Origin of the sequence: Aetokthonos hydrillicola CCALA 1050, from assembly GCF_017591665.1 — a bacterium.
GTDB lineage: Bacteria > Cyanobacteriota > Cyanobacteriia > Cyanobacteriales > Nostocaceae > Aetokthonos > Aetokthonos hydrillicola.
The window spans coordinates 1-19,189 of record NZ_JAAKGC010000111.1; the positions used below are offsets into that span (position 1 = coordinate 1).

Sequence of the window (19,189 nt, forward strand, 5' to 3'; positions counted from 1 at the left end):
ACTCAAGCAAGTGAGTCTTTGCGTACAGTACGGAAATACTCCCGCGTCAGCCGCTACTTACTCAGTTTATGGACTCATACTTTGTGCTCAGGTAAATAGTATCTCCACAGGTTATGAATTTGGTCAACTAGCCTTGCAATTACTGTCCAAGTTTCAAGATCGAGAATACAAAGCAAAAGCCACTATGCTAGTTAATCTTTTTATTACCCACTGGAAAGAACCTGTAACAGCAACGCTTAAGCCATTACTACAAGTTTATACCACAGGATTAGACACTGGGGACATAGTGTCTGCTTCTACTGCTCCTGCTATTTATTGCTTCCACGCTTACATCGCTGGTGAGGAATTAACCAAAGTAGCTAATGAATTCGCGATTTATAAAGCAGCAGTAGCAAAAATTAGCCAAAAAACCTCGCTCTCAGTCAATTACAGCAATATTTGCCACCAAGCTGTTTTGAATTTAATCGTGTCTGGAACGACTCCTTGGGAATTAGTTGGCACAGTTTATGATGAAAAGTCTATGCTGGCGTTGCACGAACAAACTAATGATGGCGCTGGTTTATGGAATTTGTTTATCAATAAATTGATCCTTTGTTATCTCTTTCAAGAATTGGATTTGGCAGTAGAATGTGTTGTCAAAGCAAAACAATATTTCGGTTCTGGATATGCAGCGGCAACAAATCCATTGCTGAATCTTTATGACTCATTAGTGCAACTGGCTTTATTTCCTAGGTTCTCAGTTGAAGAACAACAGAGGATTTTACAGGAGGTAGCACAAAATCAGAACATCATGCAACAGTGGGCAAATTATGCACCTATGAATAATCTGCATCGACTTCATCTGGTAGAGGCAGAAAAAAATCGGGTTTTAGGACAAAACACAGTAGCAATGGAACTTTATGACCAAGCGATCGCTGTTGCCAAAGAAAACGGCTACATCCAAGAAGAAGCCTTAGCAAACGAACTGGCAACCAAATTTTACCTTGATCGGGGCAAACAAAAAGTTGCCAAAGCATACATGGAAGAAGCTTATTATTGCTATGCCCGTTGGGGTTCGCTTGTCAAAGTTAAAGACTTAGAAAAACGCTATCCCGAACTACTGCACCCAATTCTGCAAGAGCAACGATTCAACCTGAACCTAGTGGAAACTGTTAGTCGTTCGACTTCCTCATCTATTCTCACGAGTAGCTCTGGCACGACTAATATTTGCGATATTCTAGATTTTACCAGCATACTCAAAGCTGCCCAAGCAATTTCCAGTTCTTTGGAGTTAGATCAACTTATTGCTAACCTCTCGTGCATAATCTTAGAAAACTCTGGCGCGAAAAAATCTGTTCTCATTCTTCCACAGGAAGATACTTGGCAAGTTAAGGCTATTACGCTGATTAATCAAGAGCCTAATTCCCAGACTTCTATTGAGACGATTTTAAATCCACAACTGGTAGACAATTGTCAAGATATCCCTAGAAGAATTATCAATTATGTTAAGAATACCCAAGAAACAGTAATTATAGATAATTGTCAAACGGAGATTCCTGGTGTGATTGGGGAATATATGCTGCAACATCAACCCCAAAGTGTCTTGTGTATACCTATTATTAACCAGGGAAATTTGGTAGGAATTCTTTACCTAGAAAATCAGTTCACAAGTGGTGTTTTTACTCCCCAACGGCTACAAGTTATCAACCTACTTTCTTCCCAAGCAGCCATCTCTCTGGAAAATGCTAGGCTTTATCAGCAAGCAAAACAAGCATTACAGGATTTACAACAAGCTCAATTACAAATTGTCCAAAGTGAGAAAATGTCTGCTTTAGGTAATTTAGTTGCAGGTGTTGCTCATGAAATGAATAATCCTTTGGGTTTTATTGCTGCTACTCTCCAACAAGCTAAACCTATAATTACAGATATTTTTGAACACTTGGAACTCTATCAAAAATCTCTGCCCAGTCCAAGTAATGAAATTATTGACCATGCACAAGAAATTGATTTGGAGTATAGCTTAGAGGATTTGCCGAAGATGATCGATTCTATGAATATGGCGTGCGATCGCCTCACTAACATCAGCACGAGTCTTCGTACTTTCTCCCGTGACGACAAAGATTACAAAGTCCCGTTTAATATCCACTCTGGTATTGATAGCACAATTCTCATTCTCAAACATCGTCTTAAAGCTAATGATCACCGCCCAGCAATACAAGTCAATACAAACTATGGTATTTTACCGGAAATAGAATGTTTTCCTGGGCAATTAAATCAAGTGTTTATGAATATCCTCGCTAATGCTATAGATGCTTTAGAAGAATCGAATACTGGACGGAGTCTTGAGGAGATTAAAACAAACCCTAACCAGATTACCATCACCACCACCGTCAGCAATAATCAGGTTCAAGTCAAGATCGCTGATAATGGAGTTGGTATGAATGAGCAAGTTAAGCAAAAAATATTTGACTATTTATTCACTACTAAAGCTGTAGGAAAAGGAACTGGTTTAGGTTTGGCTATCGCGCGACAAATTATCACGAGTAAACACAGCGGAACCCTCACAGTGAATTCTACCCTTGGTGAGGGAACAGAATTTCTCATCTCCTTACCAATTCTTTAATTAAACTCTAAATCTTTAGCCACCACTGTTAGGCAAGAATATCTGCGCCCTACATGACTAAGTTTTGTGTCGTGTGCGAGAGTAAATGATGAACTAGCGCATATATTGAAATAGAAAATGGGGGACAATAAAACCAAAAATTTTTAAGAGATACTAGTCAAATGAGTTCAGTAAATATTGTAGGATATCACCTGAGCGAAGAGGTCTATAATGGTCACAGAACCCTAGTTTATCGTGGGATTCGGCAGGCTGACTCATTACCTGTAGTCGTTAAACTACTGAAAAATGCTTATCCCAGTTTTAATGAACTAGTACAATTTCGCAATCAATACACCATTACCAAAAATCTTGACTATCCCGGAATCATCCAAACCTATAGCCTAGAATACTACCAAAATGGCTATTTATTAGTGATGGAAGACTTTGGAGGTATTTCTCTCAAGGATTATTTCACCAACAATCATCATGTTGTCTCTCTGGATGAATTTTTACAAATAGCTATAACTCTAAGTAGCACATTAGATTATTTGATGCGACATAGGATTATTCATAAAGATATTAAGCCTACGAATATTTTAATTAATCCTGAAACTAAACAAGTAAAATTAATTGACTTTAGTATCGCATCATTACTTCCACGCGAAACACAAACTTTAATTAGCCTCAATATATTAGAAGGAACACTTGCTTATATTTCGCCAGAACAAACAGGAAGGATCAATCGAGGTATTGACTACCGCACAGATTTTTATTCTTTAGGCGTTACTTTTTACAAATTACTGACAAACCAATTACCATTTCAGTCGTTAGATATCATGGAATTGGTCCATTCTCATATTGCTAAAATACCACGCTTAGTACATGAAATTAATCCAAACATTCCCAGTGTTTTTTCAGAAATAGTTAGTAAGTTGATGGCGAAAAATGCATCAGAGCGGTATCAGAGTGCATTGGGTTTGAAGTATGATCTACAAAAGTGCTGGGTGCAATTGAAGGAAACAGGCAAAATTGAGAGTTTTACAATTGCAAAACGGGACGTGTGCGATCGCTTTGTCATTCCAGAAAAATTATACGGTAGAGAAGAAGAAGCTAAGGAACTATTAGCAGCTTTTGAGAGAGTCGCACAAGGGAACAGTGAATTAATGTTAGTCGCTGGTTTTTCTGGGATTGGGAAAACCGCCGTAGTGAATGAAGTACACAAGCCGATTGTAAAGCAACGGGGTTATTTTATCAAAGGTAAATATGACCAATTTAATCGCAATATACCTTTCTCTGCCTTTGTGCAAGCATTCCGCGATTTGATGGGACAACTACTCACTGAAGACGAGACAAAATTACAGCAGTGGCGGGATAAAATCCTAACAGCCTTGGGTGAAAATGCTCAAGTGATTATTCAGGTAATACCAGAATTAGAACGAATTATTGGCTCCCAACCCTCAGCTAGTGAGCTATCTGGGATGGCGGCGCAAAACCGCTTTAATTTCTTGTTTGAGAAATTTATTCAAGTATTCACAACAAAAGAACATCCCTTAGTGATCTTTTTAGATGACTTGCAATGGGCAGACTCAGCATCATTGAAGCTGATGCAACTGCTCATGCATGAATCCGATAAGGGTTACTTATTCCTGATTGGGGCGTACCGAGATAATGAAGTTTTCCCAGGACATCCCCTAATACTAACATTAGATGAGATAGCTAGGGCAGGAGAGAGTGTAAATACAATCACACTCAGTCCATTGTCAAATGAAAGTGTGAATCAGTTGGTAGCAGATACCCTCAATTGTCAACTAGAAATCGCTCAACCCTTCACGCAACTAGTGTATCAAAAAACAAAAGGCAATCCCTTCTTCACAACCCAGTTTCTGGTGGCACTGCATGAAGATAATTATATTCAATTTAATTTTCAAGTAGGACATTGGCAGTGTGATATTGCCCAAATCAAGCACCTAGCGCTCACAGATGACGTAGTAGAGTTCATGGCGCAACAGCTGCAGAAGCTAAGTTTAGCAACTCAGGAAGCATTGAAGCTAGCAGCTTGTATTGGTAATCAGTTTGATTTGGCAACTTTAGCAATTGTCAGTCAACAATCCCAAGCTGAAACCGCCACTAGTTTGTGGAAAGCGTTACAATCTGGATTAATTTTGCCAATTAGTGAAGTTTATAAGTTTTATGTAGGGGAGGAAAATCAAGCTATAGATCAGCCAATAGCTCATACTGTAGGATATAAATTCCTGCATGATAGAGTTCAACAAGCTGCATATTCTTTAATTCCAAAAGAGCAAAAACAAGCCACTCATGCGAAAATAGGTTACTTGCTGTGGCAAAACACTCCCGAATCTGAACTAGAGAATCAGATTTTTGGGATCGTCAATCAGCTAAATATGGGGCTGGAACAATTCGCGCAAGCAACACAACGCCATGAACTCTATCGGTTAAATCTCATAGCTGGGAAAAAGGCGATCGCTTCAACAGCCTACAGTTCGGCACTTGCTTATCTTAAAATAGCCATCCAGCTACTACCATCGAACCCTTGGGAATCTGACTATCATTCAACCCTTGACTTGTATACAGGCGCTACCGAAGCTAGTTGTCTGTGTGGCGAACTGGATGCGATGGAAGATTTTGCCCAGGAAGTTTTACAAAGCTCAAAAGCTGTGACTGATAGAGCCAAGGTTTATGAAGTAAAAATTGACGCTTACGCAGTGCAAGGAAATTTACTGGAAGCTATTGATACAGCAATGCAATTTTTGCAGATGATTGGCATTGAGTTTCCCGAAAAACCAACGGATGAAGATTTTTTTCTGGCTATGCAAGAGGCTCAATTTGCCTTGAATGGTAAAACAGTAGCTGAGTTGCTTGACTTACCAGAAATGGAGGATCCTCAATTACGTGCTGTTTTGCGTGTTTTCGTCAAGTTAGATATGCCTGCTTATCTAGCAAAACCGAAACTCCATCGCTTGGTAGTGCTTAAGGGAGTCATTCTTTCTATCAAGTACGGAAATACTCCCGCTTCTGCGATCTCTTACTCAATGTATGGACTTATGCTTTGTGGTCAACCACAGAGTATATCCACAGGTTACGAATTTGGTCAATTAGCCTTGCAATTACTGTCCAAGTTTCAAGATCGAGAATACAAAGCAAAAGCCACTGTGCTAGTTAGTCTTTTTATTACCCACTGGAAAGAACCTTTAACAGCAACGCTTAAGCCATTACTACAAGCTTATACTGATGGATTAGACACTGGGGACTTAGTGTCTGCTTCTACTGCTCCTGCTATTTATTGCTTCAACGCTTACATCACTGGTGAGGAATTAACCAAAGTAGCTAATGAATTCGCTATTTATAAAACAGCAGTACAAAAAATTAGCCAAAAAACCTCGCTCTCAGTCAATTACAACAATATTTGCCACCAAGTCGTCTTGAATTTAATCGAGTCGGGAACTACTCCTTGGGAACTAGTTGGCACAGTTTATGATGAAAGAACAATGCTGGCGTTCCATGAAAAAATTAATGATTGCACTGGTTTATGGAATTTGTTTGTCAATAAATTGATCCTTTGTTATCTCTTTCAACAATTGGATTTAGCAGCAGAATGTGTTGTCAAAGCAAAACAATATTTCGGTTCTGGATATGCAGCGGCAACAAATCCATTGCTGAATCTTTATGACTCATTAGTGCAACTGGCTTTATTTCCTAGGTTCTCAGTTGAAGAACAACAGAGGATTTTACAGGAGGTAGCACAAAATCAGAACATCATGCAACAGTGGGCAAATTATGCACCTATGAATAATCTGCATCGACTTCATCTGGTAGAGGCAGAAAAAAATCGGGTTTTAGGACAAAACACAGTAGCAATGGAACTTTATGACCAAGCGATCGCTGTTGCCAAAGAAAACGGCTACATCCAAGAAGAAGCCTTAGCAAACGAACTGGCAACCAAATTTTACCTTGATCGGGGCAAACAAAAAGTTGCCAAAGCATACATGGAAGAAGCTTATTATTGCTATGCCCGTTGGGGTTCGCTTGTCAAAGTTAAAGACTTAGAAAAACGCTATCCCGAACTACTGCACCCAATTCTGCAAGAGCAACGATTCAACCTGAACCCAGTCGAGACTATTAGTCGTTCGACTTCCTCATCTATTCTCACGAGTGACTCTGGCACAACTAATATTTGTAATCTTCTAGATTTTACCAGCGTACTCAAAGCGGCGCAAGCAATCTCCAGTTCTTTGGAATTAGATGAACTTATTGCTAATCTCACCCGCATTATCTTAGAAAACTCTGGCGCGAAAAAATCTGTACTTATTCTTCCACAGGAAGATACTTGGCAAGTGAAGGCTATTACGCTGATTAATCAACAGTCCAATTCCCAAACTTCTATTGAGACAGTTTTCTCACCACAACTTGTAGACGATTGTCAAGATATTCCTACAAGAATTATCAATTATGTAAAGAATACCCAAGAAACTGTCATTATAGACAATTGTCAAACAGATATACCTGGTGTGATTGGGGAATATATGCTGCAATATCAGCCCCAAAGTGCCTTGTGTATACCTATTATTAACCAGGGAAATTTGGTAGGGATTCTTTACTTAGAGAATCAGTTAACAAGCGGTGTTTTTACTCCCCAACGCCTACAAGTTATCAATCTACTCTCTTCTCAAGCTGCAATCTCACTCTTAAATTCCCGACTTTATCAGCAAGCAAAACAAGCATTACAAGATTTGCAACAAGCTCAATTACAAATTGTCCAAAGTGAGAAAATGTCGGCTTTAGGTAATTTAGTTGCAGGTGTTGCTCATGAAATGAATAATCCTTTGGGCTTTATTGCTGCTAGTCTTGAACAAGCTAAACCTATAATTACAGATATCTTTGAACACTTGGAACTCTATCAAAAATCTCTGCACAGTCCAAGTCGTGAAATTATTGACCATGCAAAAGAAATTGATCTGGATTATAGCTTAGAGGATTTGCCCAAGATGATCGATTCTATGAATATGGCGTGCGATCGCCTCACCAACATCAGTACCAGTCTACGCACTTTCTCCCGCCAAGACAAAGATTATAAAGTCCCGTTTAATATCCACTCTAGCATTGATAGTACAATTCTCATTCTCAAACATCGTCTTAAAGCTAATGATCACCGCCCAGCAATCCAAGTCAATACAAACTACGGTGATTTGCCAGAAATAGAATGTTTTCCTGGGCAATTAAATCAAGTCTTTATGAATATCCTCGCTAATGCTATCGATGCTTTAGAAGAATCGAATACCGGGCGGAGTCTTGAGGAGATTAAAGCCAATCCTAACCAGATTACCATCACCACCACCATCAGCAATAATCAGGTTCAAGTCAAGATTGCTGATAATGGAGTCGGTATGAATGAGCAAGTTAAGCAAAAAATATTTGACTATTTATTTACGACTAAAGCTGTAGGAAAAGGAACGGGTTTAGGTTTGGCAATAGTGCGACAAATTATCACAGATAAACATAACGGCACCCTCGCTGTCAATTCTACCCTTGGTCAGGGAACTGAATTTCTCATCTCCTTACCAATTCTCTAATAGACATCTCCAACTGCTTGGTATTGACAGCAAGCCTACTTGACGGTTTTGGCGCTACACTAGACTCAGAGATTAACTGTGATGGAGTCTACTCATTTCTTGACGGCTCCACATACCTCGCCTCCGGGGTAGCTGTCGGCTTCTGGCTGGGTTAGCTAAAGGATTGCCGGAATGCTTATTTTCCGTTGTACACGATCTGCGGGGATAACTTCGTTAAGCTTCGCTAACGCATTCAAACTTCTGAAACACTCTTCGCTATTAAGTTCTGGACTGCAGACACTTTATCCTTTAAGTTACACTCCTTAACAGACAAGTTATGCTTCCCGCCCCGGAAAATTTATGCGTAAAATGATACCCATGTCGTCTACGCACAGTAGCAAGGTAACTCAGATCTTGTTCCATCATCTTCGCAGCGACAATCGAAGCCGAAAAAGCTTATTATTTCCTGGGTTGGGCGTTGCCGACCAGCTCTTATTGAGAAGGTGCAAGATCTGATGTAACATAATTTTAGCAAGCAAACGAGGAAACTAGCTATGTCACAAAAGCAACAGATTCAACCAGACGGAGTAGTAGACTTGGGTGTAGAGAAACAACCACCACCTGAACAACTCTTCCCTTATTTTGGTATTCAGAAGCAAGATTTACCGCGATTCGATCCAAATCATAAATTACCTCCTAGAGTAGTACCAAAACCTCGCCTTATCGCTAACATCGGGCTTAATACTATCCCAGCCAAGGAAGCTCCCCCCTTGAAACTCCTAGGAATTTCAGGAGTGACAGAGATAATACAGCAATTCGCTACACCCCAAATAATGCCTGCGAATTTAACTCGTTGCCGCCCAGATAAATTTAGTGATACTTTTTTTGTAGAGCGCCGCCTTAATGGTTTTAACCCCGGTAAATTTAATCGCGTTCAAAACAAACCTTGGCAGTATATTATTCGTTTTGACTGTAGTAAACATAAAGTCAAACCATCTGGAATTTTACCTTCCGTAATTGAAGCAAGGTTCGTTTTAGAAGGCAAAAGTCTACAGGTGCATTCAATTCAATATGAATTAAACCAGAAAACAATAACTAATTCCCCTAGAGATTCTGAGTGGGAATGGGCAAAACGCTTATTCCGAAGTGCTGAATTTGTTTTTCAAGAGACTCAAGCTCATTTAGGGCGGACTCACTTGAATATTGAGCAATATGCAATGGCTTATTATCGGAATGTCAATAATAATCCAATCAAGCTATTGCTAGAACCTCATTTTGAAGGTTTACTTAATATTAATTTACTAGGAAACTCAATCATTTTCGGGCCGTCTGGAGTTATTCCACAAGCCTCAGCCTTAGATGAAAAGCAGGTTGAATTGCTCCTGAAAGAGGAGGTTGGTAGGCTTAATTACCATAGCTGGCACCCTAGAACTCAAACGCTGAAAGATTTTGTTGCTAACAACTTTTTTGATCGTGCTGCCCTGGCGGCATGGGGCATTATAGAAAAATATGTTGAATCTTTTTTTGAAAGTCAGGAGAAGCATATTCGCGACTTATGGCCAGAAATTGAAGGGATGTCGAACGATCTAGTTAGTCACTCTATCCTTGAACCAAAATACGGTACTTTGAAAATTGCTGACATTAATGACTTGAAGAAACTCTGCATTTACGTCATTTACCATTCAACATTTTTACACTCTTGGGTAAATTACAAGCAGTACGAAGATGGTGGCGATACAGATTATGGCACTATTGGTTTATGGGAACCAGCTTATGATCCTGTAGCGGTCGCTCAGAAGCATATTCAGCAAGTGCTAATTGTTTGGACTCTTTCCAACGTTCGTTATAATCCAGTGATGGAGAATGGAAGCCCAATGCTAAAAGAATTATTTTGGAAATCCCGAGAGGAAATTCAACCAGGTATACCTTTAGAGTCTATTATGATGAGCATCCATATCTGATGGAAATAGACAAAATCAAAGACCCTGCCGAATCGTAGGGAGGGTGGGTTAGAAAGCAAATAGAAGGTTGGGCACAAACAACAAAGCAATAAACTAGTTAATATCTCTACAAAAAGCTAATATTTGCAGAGATATTCCTAGATATTAGCGAGCAGCAGTCAGCCCCTTTTATGCTTCCTAACTCCCGGCTGATGTTTTGATACCGAATTACTTAGAGTTTATTAGTATTTTTATTTACGAAAAAAGGTAAAGGTTGTTGTATACAAGAACCGAAAAAACTGTTATTAAGTAAACATTAAATTACAGTATGGTGCGGAAATGTGCAATTAGTGTACTAATTTTGACTAATTAGTACACATTTTACGCTGTAACGCACTTCCGTCATGTAGTAAGTTATACTGCGTTGACGCCAGGGAGTTAGTCAAAAGCTATAGATAAGGAAATCCTGAAGATGGGACGTATTTTTATTTCGGCAGCTCATGGAGGTAAAGAAGCAGGAGTCATAGATCCAGGAGCAATTGCTGGCGGTACCACCGAAGCAAGGGAAATGATTCTACTGCGAGATTTAATTGTGCCAGAACTGAGAGCCCGTAATTTTGAAGTTTTGGCGGTTCCAGATAATTTGAGTCGATCACAAATTATTTCTTGGATAAATTCTCGTGCTCGACACGGTGATGTAGCTATAGAAATTCGTGCTGATGCTGCTAGTAGTCCCTCCGTGCGTGGGGCTAGCGTCTTTTATATTGCCAATAATGACGATCGCCGAAACGAAGCTGAATTACTGCTAGTAGGATTGTTGCGTCGCGTACCACAGTTGCCAAATAGAGGAATTCGACCAGACACAGCCTCTGGGTTAGGTAAAATAGCTTTTTGTCGCCAAATAGTAATTCCTTCTTTGGTGTTGATAGTCGGCTTTCTTAGTAACCCAGATGAACGAGATTTATTACAGAATCAGCGTCGTGACTTTGCCTTAGGAATTGCTGATGGATTGACATCTTGGAATCGTGTGATTGATCCGAATTCTGGGACACAGCCACAACCATCCTTTCCAACCATTAATATTAATATCAATGGACAAAATTACTCAGAACAAGGGATACTAGTTAATGGTAATGCCTATATCCCTATAGACTTAGTAGATAAGTTAAGCATTGATTTGTCAAAAGCAACCGATGTCCGTCGTATAACCTATCATCGAGTTGTTTATGTCAAAGCAATTGAACTGAGAGAATTTCATGTTGCTGTTTCTTGGGATAGCGCAAGTCGTACTGTCAAGCTGCGCTCTAATTTGCAAATTGGTCACGGTCAATTTGATAAGATTATGTCTTCAGGGAAAACCACAGAAGTACAATTACAGATATTTTTAAAAAATCATAATGAAGGTGCTCTAGCGCAGTTTCCAGATTTGCCGAAACTTTATCGAGAAGAAGCCAACATGGAGGGTGTAAATTATGATATTGCTTTCTGTCAAATGTGTCTGGAAACCGGCTTTTTACGATTTGGTGGCGACATTCAACCTGAGAACAACAACTTCGCTGGCTTAGGAACTATTGGTGGCAGCTCAGACGTAGCATCGTTTGAAAGTCCTAGAATTGGAGTTCGATCACATATTCAACACTTAAAAGCTTACGCCAGTCTAGAACCTCTCGTAAACGAAATTGTAGATCCACGATTTGACTTTGTTACACGCGGTATTGCTCAATCAATAGATCAGTTATCAGGGCGTTGGTCAGCTGATATTGAGTATGGTGCTAGAATTAGAGCTTTGCTGAAACAATTGTACGAGTCGGCAGGAATACTTTAAGTCTTGATAGTGTCAAGAATCTAAACCAATACCAATACTGCACGGGGTTTTGGAAAATCGTAGGTTGGGTAGAGCGCATAAGCGTTACCCAACGAACCCTTGAAAATGTTGGGTTACCCCAACCTACATTAAATTTAAGTTTTCGGCTTAACCGAGCAGTATTGGAATCTAGACAACTTCATATTCTCTATGCGGTTTGGGAACACTAAATCTAGTAATAGATTTAGTGGTAAGATAATGGACTCAGTAAGTATTGCCGGATATCAGCTCACAGAAAATCTCTATTCTGGTTCCAGAACCCTCGTTTATCGCGGGGTAAGACAGACAGATTCCTTACCTGTGGTGATTAAACTACTGAAAAATCCTTATCCCAGTTTCAGTGAACTGGTAAAATTTCGCAACCAGTATACCATTGCCAAAAATCTTAACTCACCCCTAATCGTCCAGATCTATAGCTTAGAACCTTACCAGAATGGTTACGCCTTGGTAATGGAAGATTTTGGGGGAATTGCGTTGAAGGATTATTTCATCTATGAAGGAACATTACAGAGAAACTCTTTAAAAGAATTTTTGCAGATAGCAGTTGTCTTATGTAATGCATTAGAAATACTCTACCGTAATCGGATTATTCATAAAGATATTAAACCTACCAATATTTTAATTAATTCAGAAACAAAGCAAGTTAAACTAATTGATTTTAGTATTGCGTCATTCTTGCCAAGAGAAACCCAAACCTTAATTAGTCCGAATATATTGGAAGGGACACTTGCTTACATTTCTCCTGAGCAGACTGGGAGAATGAATCGAGGAATTGACTACCGGACTGATCTCTATGCCTTAGGTGTAACTTTCTACGAATTACTAACAGGAAAATTACCCTTTGAACTCAGCGATCCAATGGAGTTGGTACATTGTCATATTGCCAAACAAGCACCCTTAGTACATGAAATAAACCCACAAATCCCATCTGTTCTGTCACAGATTGTTAGCACACTGATGGCGAAAAATGCTGAAGATCGTTATCAAAGCGTATTAGGAGTGAAATTTGATTTAGAAAATTGCTTACGTGAGTTAACACAAACAGATAAAATTGAGAGCTTTGAAATTAGGCGAAGGGATGTGTGCGATCGCTTTCTCATCCCTGAGAAATTATATGGAAGAGAAACCGAAGTAGAAACCCTACTACAAGCATTTGAAAGAGTAAGTAGTGGTGTAACTGAAATGATGCTAGTAACCGGGTTTTCAGGTATCGGAAAAACAGCAGTAGTTAACGAAGTACACAAACCAATACTCAAACAACGCGGTTACTTTATCAAAGGAAAATTTGACCAATTTCAGCGAAATATTCCTTTGAGTGGATTTGTGCAAGCATTTCGGGATTTAATGGGGCAGATGCTCACAGAAAACGATGCTCACAGACAACAATGGAAAAGCAAGATCTTAGAAGCTCTTGGCGACAATGGACAGATCATTATTGAAGTCATCCCGGAACTAGTAGGAATTATTGGTGAACAACCACCAGCCCCAGAATTGTCAGGAACAGCAGCCCAAAATAGATTTAATTTATTATTCCAAAAATTCACCCAAGTTTTTACAAGCGCTAAACATCCATTAGTGATGTTTTTAGATGATTTGCAATGGGCAGATTCAGCATCCTTAAAGTTGATGCAGTTACTAATGACTAATACACAGCATCTTTTATTAATTGGTGCGTATCGTGATAACGAAGTCAGCCCTGCACATCCATTAATGTTGACTTTGAGTGAAATAACAAAAAAACAAGCAAAGATTAATACAATTACTTTAGAACCACTGAACGAAGATCAAGTAAATGAACTAATTGCTGATACACTTAAATCTACAAAAAAATTTGCGTTACCTCTTTCTCAGTTAGTCTATCGAAAAACGCAAGGAAATCCATTTTTTACTACCCAATTTCTCAAAGCACTGCATCAAGAAGAGCTAATTCAATTTGACTGGAATTCAGGTTGCTGGGAATGTGATATTGCAGAAGTAAATCAGATAACAGTCACAGATGATGTTGTTGAATTTATGGGTTTTCAATTACGAAGATTGCCACAATCAACTCAAAACATATTGCAATTAGCAGCTTGTATAGGGAATCAGTTTGATTTAGGAACTTTGGCTATTGTTGCACAAAAAAAAGAAGTAGAAACATCTGCTGATTTGTGGAAAGCTCTACAAGAAGGATTGATTTTGCCAATCAGTGATGTTTATAAATTTTATCAGGAAGATGATAATGATAAAGTCTTGTTAGAGAATAGGAATATCAGTCAAGAATTCGCGAAATATAAATTCTTACATGATCGCATCCAACAAGCAGCCTATTCTCTTATTCCTGATCATCAAAAACAGACGACTCATTACCAAATAGGACAACTACTCCTCCAGCAAATTTCACCACAAGCAAGAGAAGACCGGATTTTCGAGATTGTCAATCAATTAAATTATGGAACTTCTCTAATTACCCAACAAAAAGAAAAAAATCAATTAGCACAACTAAATCTCACCGCTTGTAGGAAAGCTCAAGCCACCACCGCTTATCAAGCTGCTAGTGAATATGCCAGAGTGGGCTTATCTCTACTAGGAGAACAAGCTTGGCTTTCTCAATATGACATAACCCTCGCTTTGCATGAGCTAACTGCTGAAGTTGCTTTTTTGTGTGGGGACTTTGAACTAATGGAACAGTTCATTAATATCGTCATCCAACAGGCACATTCATTACTAGAAAAAGTAAATGTTTACCGAATTAAGATTCAATCTTATATCTCTCAGAATGACTTTCCTTCAGCTATTGCACTTGGACAACAAATTCTGCTTTCTCTTGGTGTAACATTTCCTGAAACACCAACACCAAACGATATTCAACAGGAAATCCAAGAAATTACAGCACTAATTGGAGATAGGCAAATAGACGATTTGGCTTACCTCAATGTAATGACGGATTCGGAAAAAATAGCCATTTTTCAAATTGCTAAGAGCTTCTTTGCAGCAGCTTACCTCTCTGGTTCGCCCTTGTTCCCATTACTGATTTGTTTGTCAGTCAAACTATCGGTTCAATACGGAAACATATCAACCTCAGCCTTTAGCTATGCGAACTATGGCATGCTATTTTGTAATTTCTTACAAGATGTAGAAAGAGGAACACAGTTCGCTTCATTAGCTCTCCAACTCGTCTCAAAATCGGATGCCAAAGCGACTAAACCTGATGTGTTGTTGCTTCTAGCAGGTTATATTCTCCATCGAAAAACTCACGCCAAGGAAATGCTACCACTTTTGCAAGAGGGTTATGCAACTGCCTTAGAGGTTGGTAAACCAGAGTTCGCTGGACATAATGCTCAGTGTTTTTGCCTGAATTCTTTTTGGTGTGGTCAACCTCTTGCTACTTTAGAGCAGGAGGTTCGGGCTTACTCCGATGGCTTGGTACAATTGCACCAATTAGCTGATGCTAATTATTGCCGAATCCATTGGCAATCTATTCTCAACTTGCTAGGTTTTGCTGAGTATCCGGTCATTTTATCTGGGGAAGTTCTTCAGGAAACAGAGTCTTTGTCCATGCTGCTATCTACCAATGATGGGTATGGGTTGTATATTTTCTATATGTATAAGCTGATGCTTTGCTTCTTGTTTGGGGAAATAGAGCAAGCTAAAAATTATGCAGCACAGGTGAGACGCTATTTTATGGCAGGTACTGGACTAGTCAGTGAACCTGCGTTTTATTTCTATGATTCTTTGATAACTCTGGCACAGTTGAATCAACGCTTAGTGGAAGAATCTGAAGCATTAGAGCAGGTAGCACAAAACCAAACCCAGTTACAGCAATACTGGGCGCGCTATGCTCCGATGAATCACCAGCATAAGGTTGATTTGGTTGAAGCAGAAAAATACAGGGTATTGGGACAAAAAACAGAGGCTATAGAACTTTACGATGAAGCTATTGCTCTAGCAAACGCCAACCAATATATCCAAGAAGAAGCTTTAGCAAACGAGCTGGCTGCTAACTTTTACCTGGATTGGGGCAAACAAAAAATTGCCGCAGACTATATGCAACAAGCTTATTACTGCTATGCTCGTTGGGGAGCACTAGCGAAAATTAAGGACTTAGAAAAGCGCTATCCCCAGCTACTGCAACCAATTCTGCAACAGCAACAAATCAACCTGAAACCTCTAGAGACTATTAGTAGTTCAAGTTCTTCATCCACTCACACAAGTAGCTCTGGAACTACCAATATTTGTGATCTTTTAGATCTTACAAGTGTACTCAAAGCAGCGCAGGCAATTTCCAGTTCTCTGGAATTAGATCAACTTATTGCTAACCTCTCCCGCATTATCTTAGAAAACTCTGGCGCTAAAAAATCTGTTCTCATTCTTCCTTATGAAGATACTTGGCAGGTGAAGGCTATTACGCTGATTAATCAACAGTCGAATTGGCAAACTCGTATTGAAACGATTTTAAAATCACAACTAATAGACAATTGTCAAGACATCCCTAAAAAAATTATTAATTACGTCAAGAATACTCAAGAGACTGTCATTATAGATAATTGCCAAACAGATATTCCTGGTGTGATTGGGGAATATATGCTGCAACATCAACCCCAAAGTGTCTTATGCACACCTATTATTAACCAAGGGAACTTAGTTGGGGTTCTTTACTTAGAAAATCAGTTAACAAGAGGTGTGTTTACTTCCCAACGCCTACAAGTTATCAACCTACTCTCCTCTCAAGCTGCAATCTCACTCTTAAATGCTCGACTTTATCAGCAAGCAAAACAAGCATTACACGATTTACAACAAGCTCAATTACAAATTGTCCAAAGTGAGAAAATGTCGGCTTTAGGTAATTTAGTTGCAGGTGTTGCTCATGAAATGAATAACCCTTTAGGTTTTATTGCTGCTAGTATCAGGCAAGCTAAACCGATTATTACAGATATTTTTGAACACTTGGAACTCTATCAAAATTTTCTGCCCAGTCCAAATGATGAAATTCTTGACCATGCAAAAGAAATTGACTTGGATTATACATTAGAGGATTTGCCCAAGATGATTGATTCTATGAAGATGGCGTGCGATCGCCTGATACAGATCAGTCACAGTCTCCGGGTTTTCTCGCGTCAGGACAAAGATTACAAAGTGCGATTTAACATCCACTCTGGTATTGATAGCACAATTCTTATTCTCAAACATCGTCTCAAAGCTAACGAACAGCACCCAGAAATTGAAGTCAATACAAACTACGGTGATTTGCCAGAAATAGAGTGTTTTCCTGGGCAATTAAATCAAGTCTTTATGAATATAATAGCCAATGCTATCGATGCATTAGAAGAATCCAATACGGGATGCAGTTTTGAGGAGATTAAAGCCAATCCTAATCGAATTACGATCACCACTTTAGTGATGAATAATCAAGTTCAAGTTAAGATCGCTGACAATGGGATTGGTATGGATGAACAAGTCAAACAAAAAATCTTTGATTATTTATTTACGACTAAAGCTGTAGGAAAAGGAACTGGTTTAGGGTTGGCGATCGGCGCTTCGCCGCAGCGCTTCGCTATCGCGCGACAAATTATCACAGAAAAACACGATGGAACCCTCTCAGTCAGTTCTATACCTGGGAAAGGAACTGAATTCCTCATCACTTTACCATGTGCCGTAGAATAATACTATTTGTGTGGTAAAGTTAGTTGTGAACATAGGGAGCAATAGCATCAAATCACATCCTCTAACACACGTCGGGTATTTCTCCAAGCCCAAAAACCAACAGCAGCAACTACAATACTCATTACGACAAGTACAGTTCGTAAGCCTAGAGCGTCAGTAACCGGACCTGTAATTGCGAGTGGTACTGAAAGCGCAATATTAACAGCATGGTTTTGAAAGCCAAAGACTTTACCCAACATTGTTGGTGGAGTTTGTTGTTGAATTAAAGTTTGCATTGGTACACCGATGAAGGATGCACCCACGCCTAAGACTGCACACAACGCTAGAGCTATCAACACATTTTGGGTAAAAGTGAATAAGCCTAAAACCACTGCCATCATTAAAAATCCAATCAATGGTAACGGCTTGCGATGAAACCTTTCACCCCAGTGACCTAAAATTCCTGCACCCAACACCATACCAACCCCGGCGGCTGCCAAGAAAAAACCAAACTGTTTTTCTTTCAAGCCATAAGCTGCTGCTAGTCTAATTGCTAGCACTGTTAACGCTGCAAACACACAATACAAAGTTACAAGTTGCAGCATGGCATTTAACACCAAACGGTTTTTCTTAAGATAGTTTAATCCCTCTTTAAAGTCCATCCAAGGAGTCAAGGCTGTGTTTGACTCTTCTGTTTGTTGGTGTTTTTTAAAGTTGATCAATTGTATGCTAATGCCAGACAGCAAATACAATCCGCCCACGACAAATTCTTGACCATATTCCTCCCCCATCACAGCTTTAGCCAAACTTAATATTGGCTCTCCCACTGCAAAGCCAACAATTAAAGCTCCCATCATTGTGCTGCTAAATATTGCGTTAGCTGCTAGCAAGTTACTTCGGTTTACCAAAACAGGGATGACAGCTTGCTCAGCTGGTGCAAAAAATTGCGTCATCGTAGAGATGGCAAAAGTCAGTAGCAATAGAATAAAGAATTGTCGTGGTAATAAAGGAATCAGCAGTATTAATAACCCGCGTACAACGTCAGAACCAATCAAAATCAGCTTTTTTGAAAACCGATCAACAAAGATCCCTCCAGCTGAGCCAAATAAAATTGCTGGTATCGTGAACGCCATCATTAAAATCGAGTATTTAGAGTTCTCTGCCAACCCATGAGGGGTTGGGTAGTTCTCTAATATAGCAACGATTAAGACGAAGAATATCTTATCTGCTAACTGGGATACCAGCTGCCCAAGCCACAAAACCATGAAATCACGGTTTTTTAGCAGGGCGCTAAACCCATTATTACCAGCAGGTTCAGTAGGAAACATTACAAATAAAGATTAAGGATTAATAAGGAGGAACGAGCTTAATAATTAAAAATTATTTTTCTAATTTTTAATTGTATTGATCGACAAGTATATGTAAAAATTCTGCCGCTGTTAATCTATCACCGGATAACTCTCTACACCAGCCTTGGACATTTTGGGGCGATCGCCACATCTCCAAATGATCGACGGGTGGATCTGCATAAAAGTTATTTTGCCCTTCACCAAGAAAAGACGAACTCCAGTGAGTAAAATAATCATGGCTCATGCGATGGATAGGAAAGTTCCCC

Annotated in this window: 6 protein-coding genes and 1 pseudogene; 5 read left to right on the top strand and 2 right to left on the bottom strand. The window is 39.4% G+C overall.

The window, feature by feature from the left end:
- The 5 genes from G4P69_RS31455 to G4P69_RS31475 all read left to right on the top strand — a co-directional run.
- Positions 1–2,602: GAF domain-containing sensor histidine kinase (locus tag G4P69_RS31455; RefSeq protein ID WP_208345128.1), on the top strand; the 2,602-nt coding region annotated here is incomplete at its 5' end.
- Positions 2,603–2,763: 161 nt separating this feature from the next.
- On the top strand, positions 2,764–8,169 hold the full coding sequence (locus tag G4P69_RS31460; protein ID WP_208353510.1) for an ATP-binding sensor histidine kinase: 5,406 nt from the start codon (positions 2,764–2,766) through the stop codon (positions 8,167–8,169).
- A gap of 533 nt (positions 8,170–8,702) precedes the next feature.
- The gene (locus tag G4P69_RS31465) at positions 8,703–10,109 is read left to right on the top strand and encodes a lipoxygenase family protein (RefSeq protein WP_208344104.1); all 1,407 of its coding nucleotides are present in this window, start codon (positions 8,703–8,705) and stop codon (positions 10,107–10,109) included.
- 451 nt (positions 10,110–10,560) lie between these two features.
- Complete coding sequence (gene tftA / locus G4P69_RS31470; protein WP_208344105.1) at positions 10,561–11,913, top strand: hormogonium tapered terminus morphoprotein TftA; 1,353 nt, start codon at positions 10,561–10,563, stop codon at positions 11,911–11,913.
- 237 nt (positions 11,914–12,150) lie between these two features.
- Positions 12,151–17,595 carry a trifunctional serine/threonine-protein kinase/ATP-binding protein/sensor histidine kinase gene (locus tag G4P69_RS31475; protein ID WP_208344106.1) on the top strand — a complete coding sequence of 1,815 codons (5,445 nt, stop codon included), beginning with the start codon at positions 12,151–12,153 and terminating at the stop codon, positions 17,593–17,595.
- Positions 17,596–17,642: 47 nt separating this feature from the next.
- Here the strand turns inward: G4P69_RS31475 and G4P69_RS31480 are convergent, their stop codons facing one another.
- Positions 17,643–18,902: an MFS transporter gene (locus tag G4P69_RS31480; protein WP_208344107.1), complete on the bottom strand. Its 1,260-nt coding sequence runs from the start codon at positions 18,900–18,902 to the stop codon at positions 17,643–17,645.
- Positions 18,903–18,969: 67 nt separating this feature from the next.
- Positions 18,970–19,189 (bottom strand): annotated as a pseudogene (locus tag G4P69_RS31485) (hypothetical protein); the annotation flags it as partial.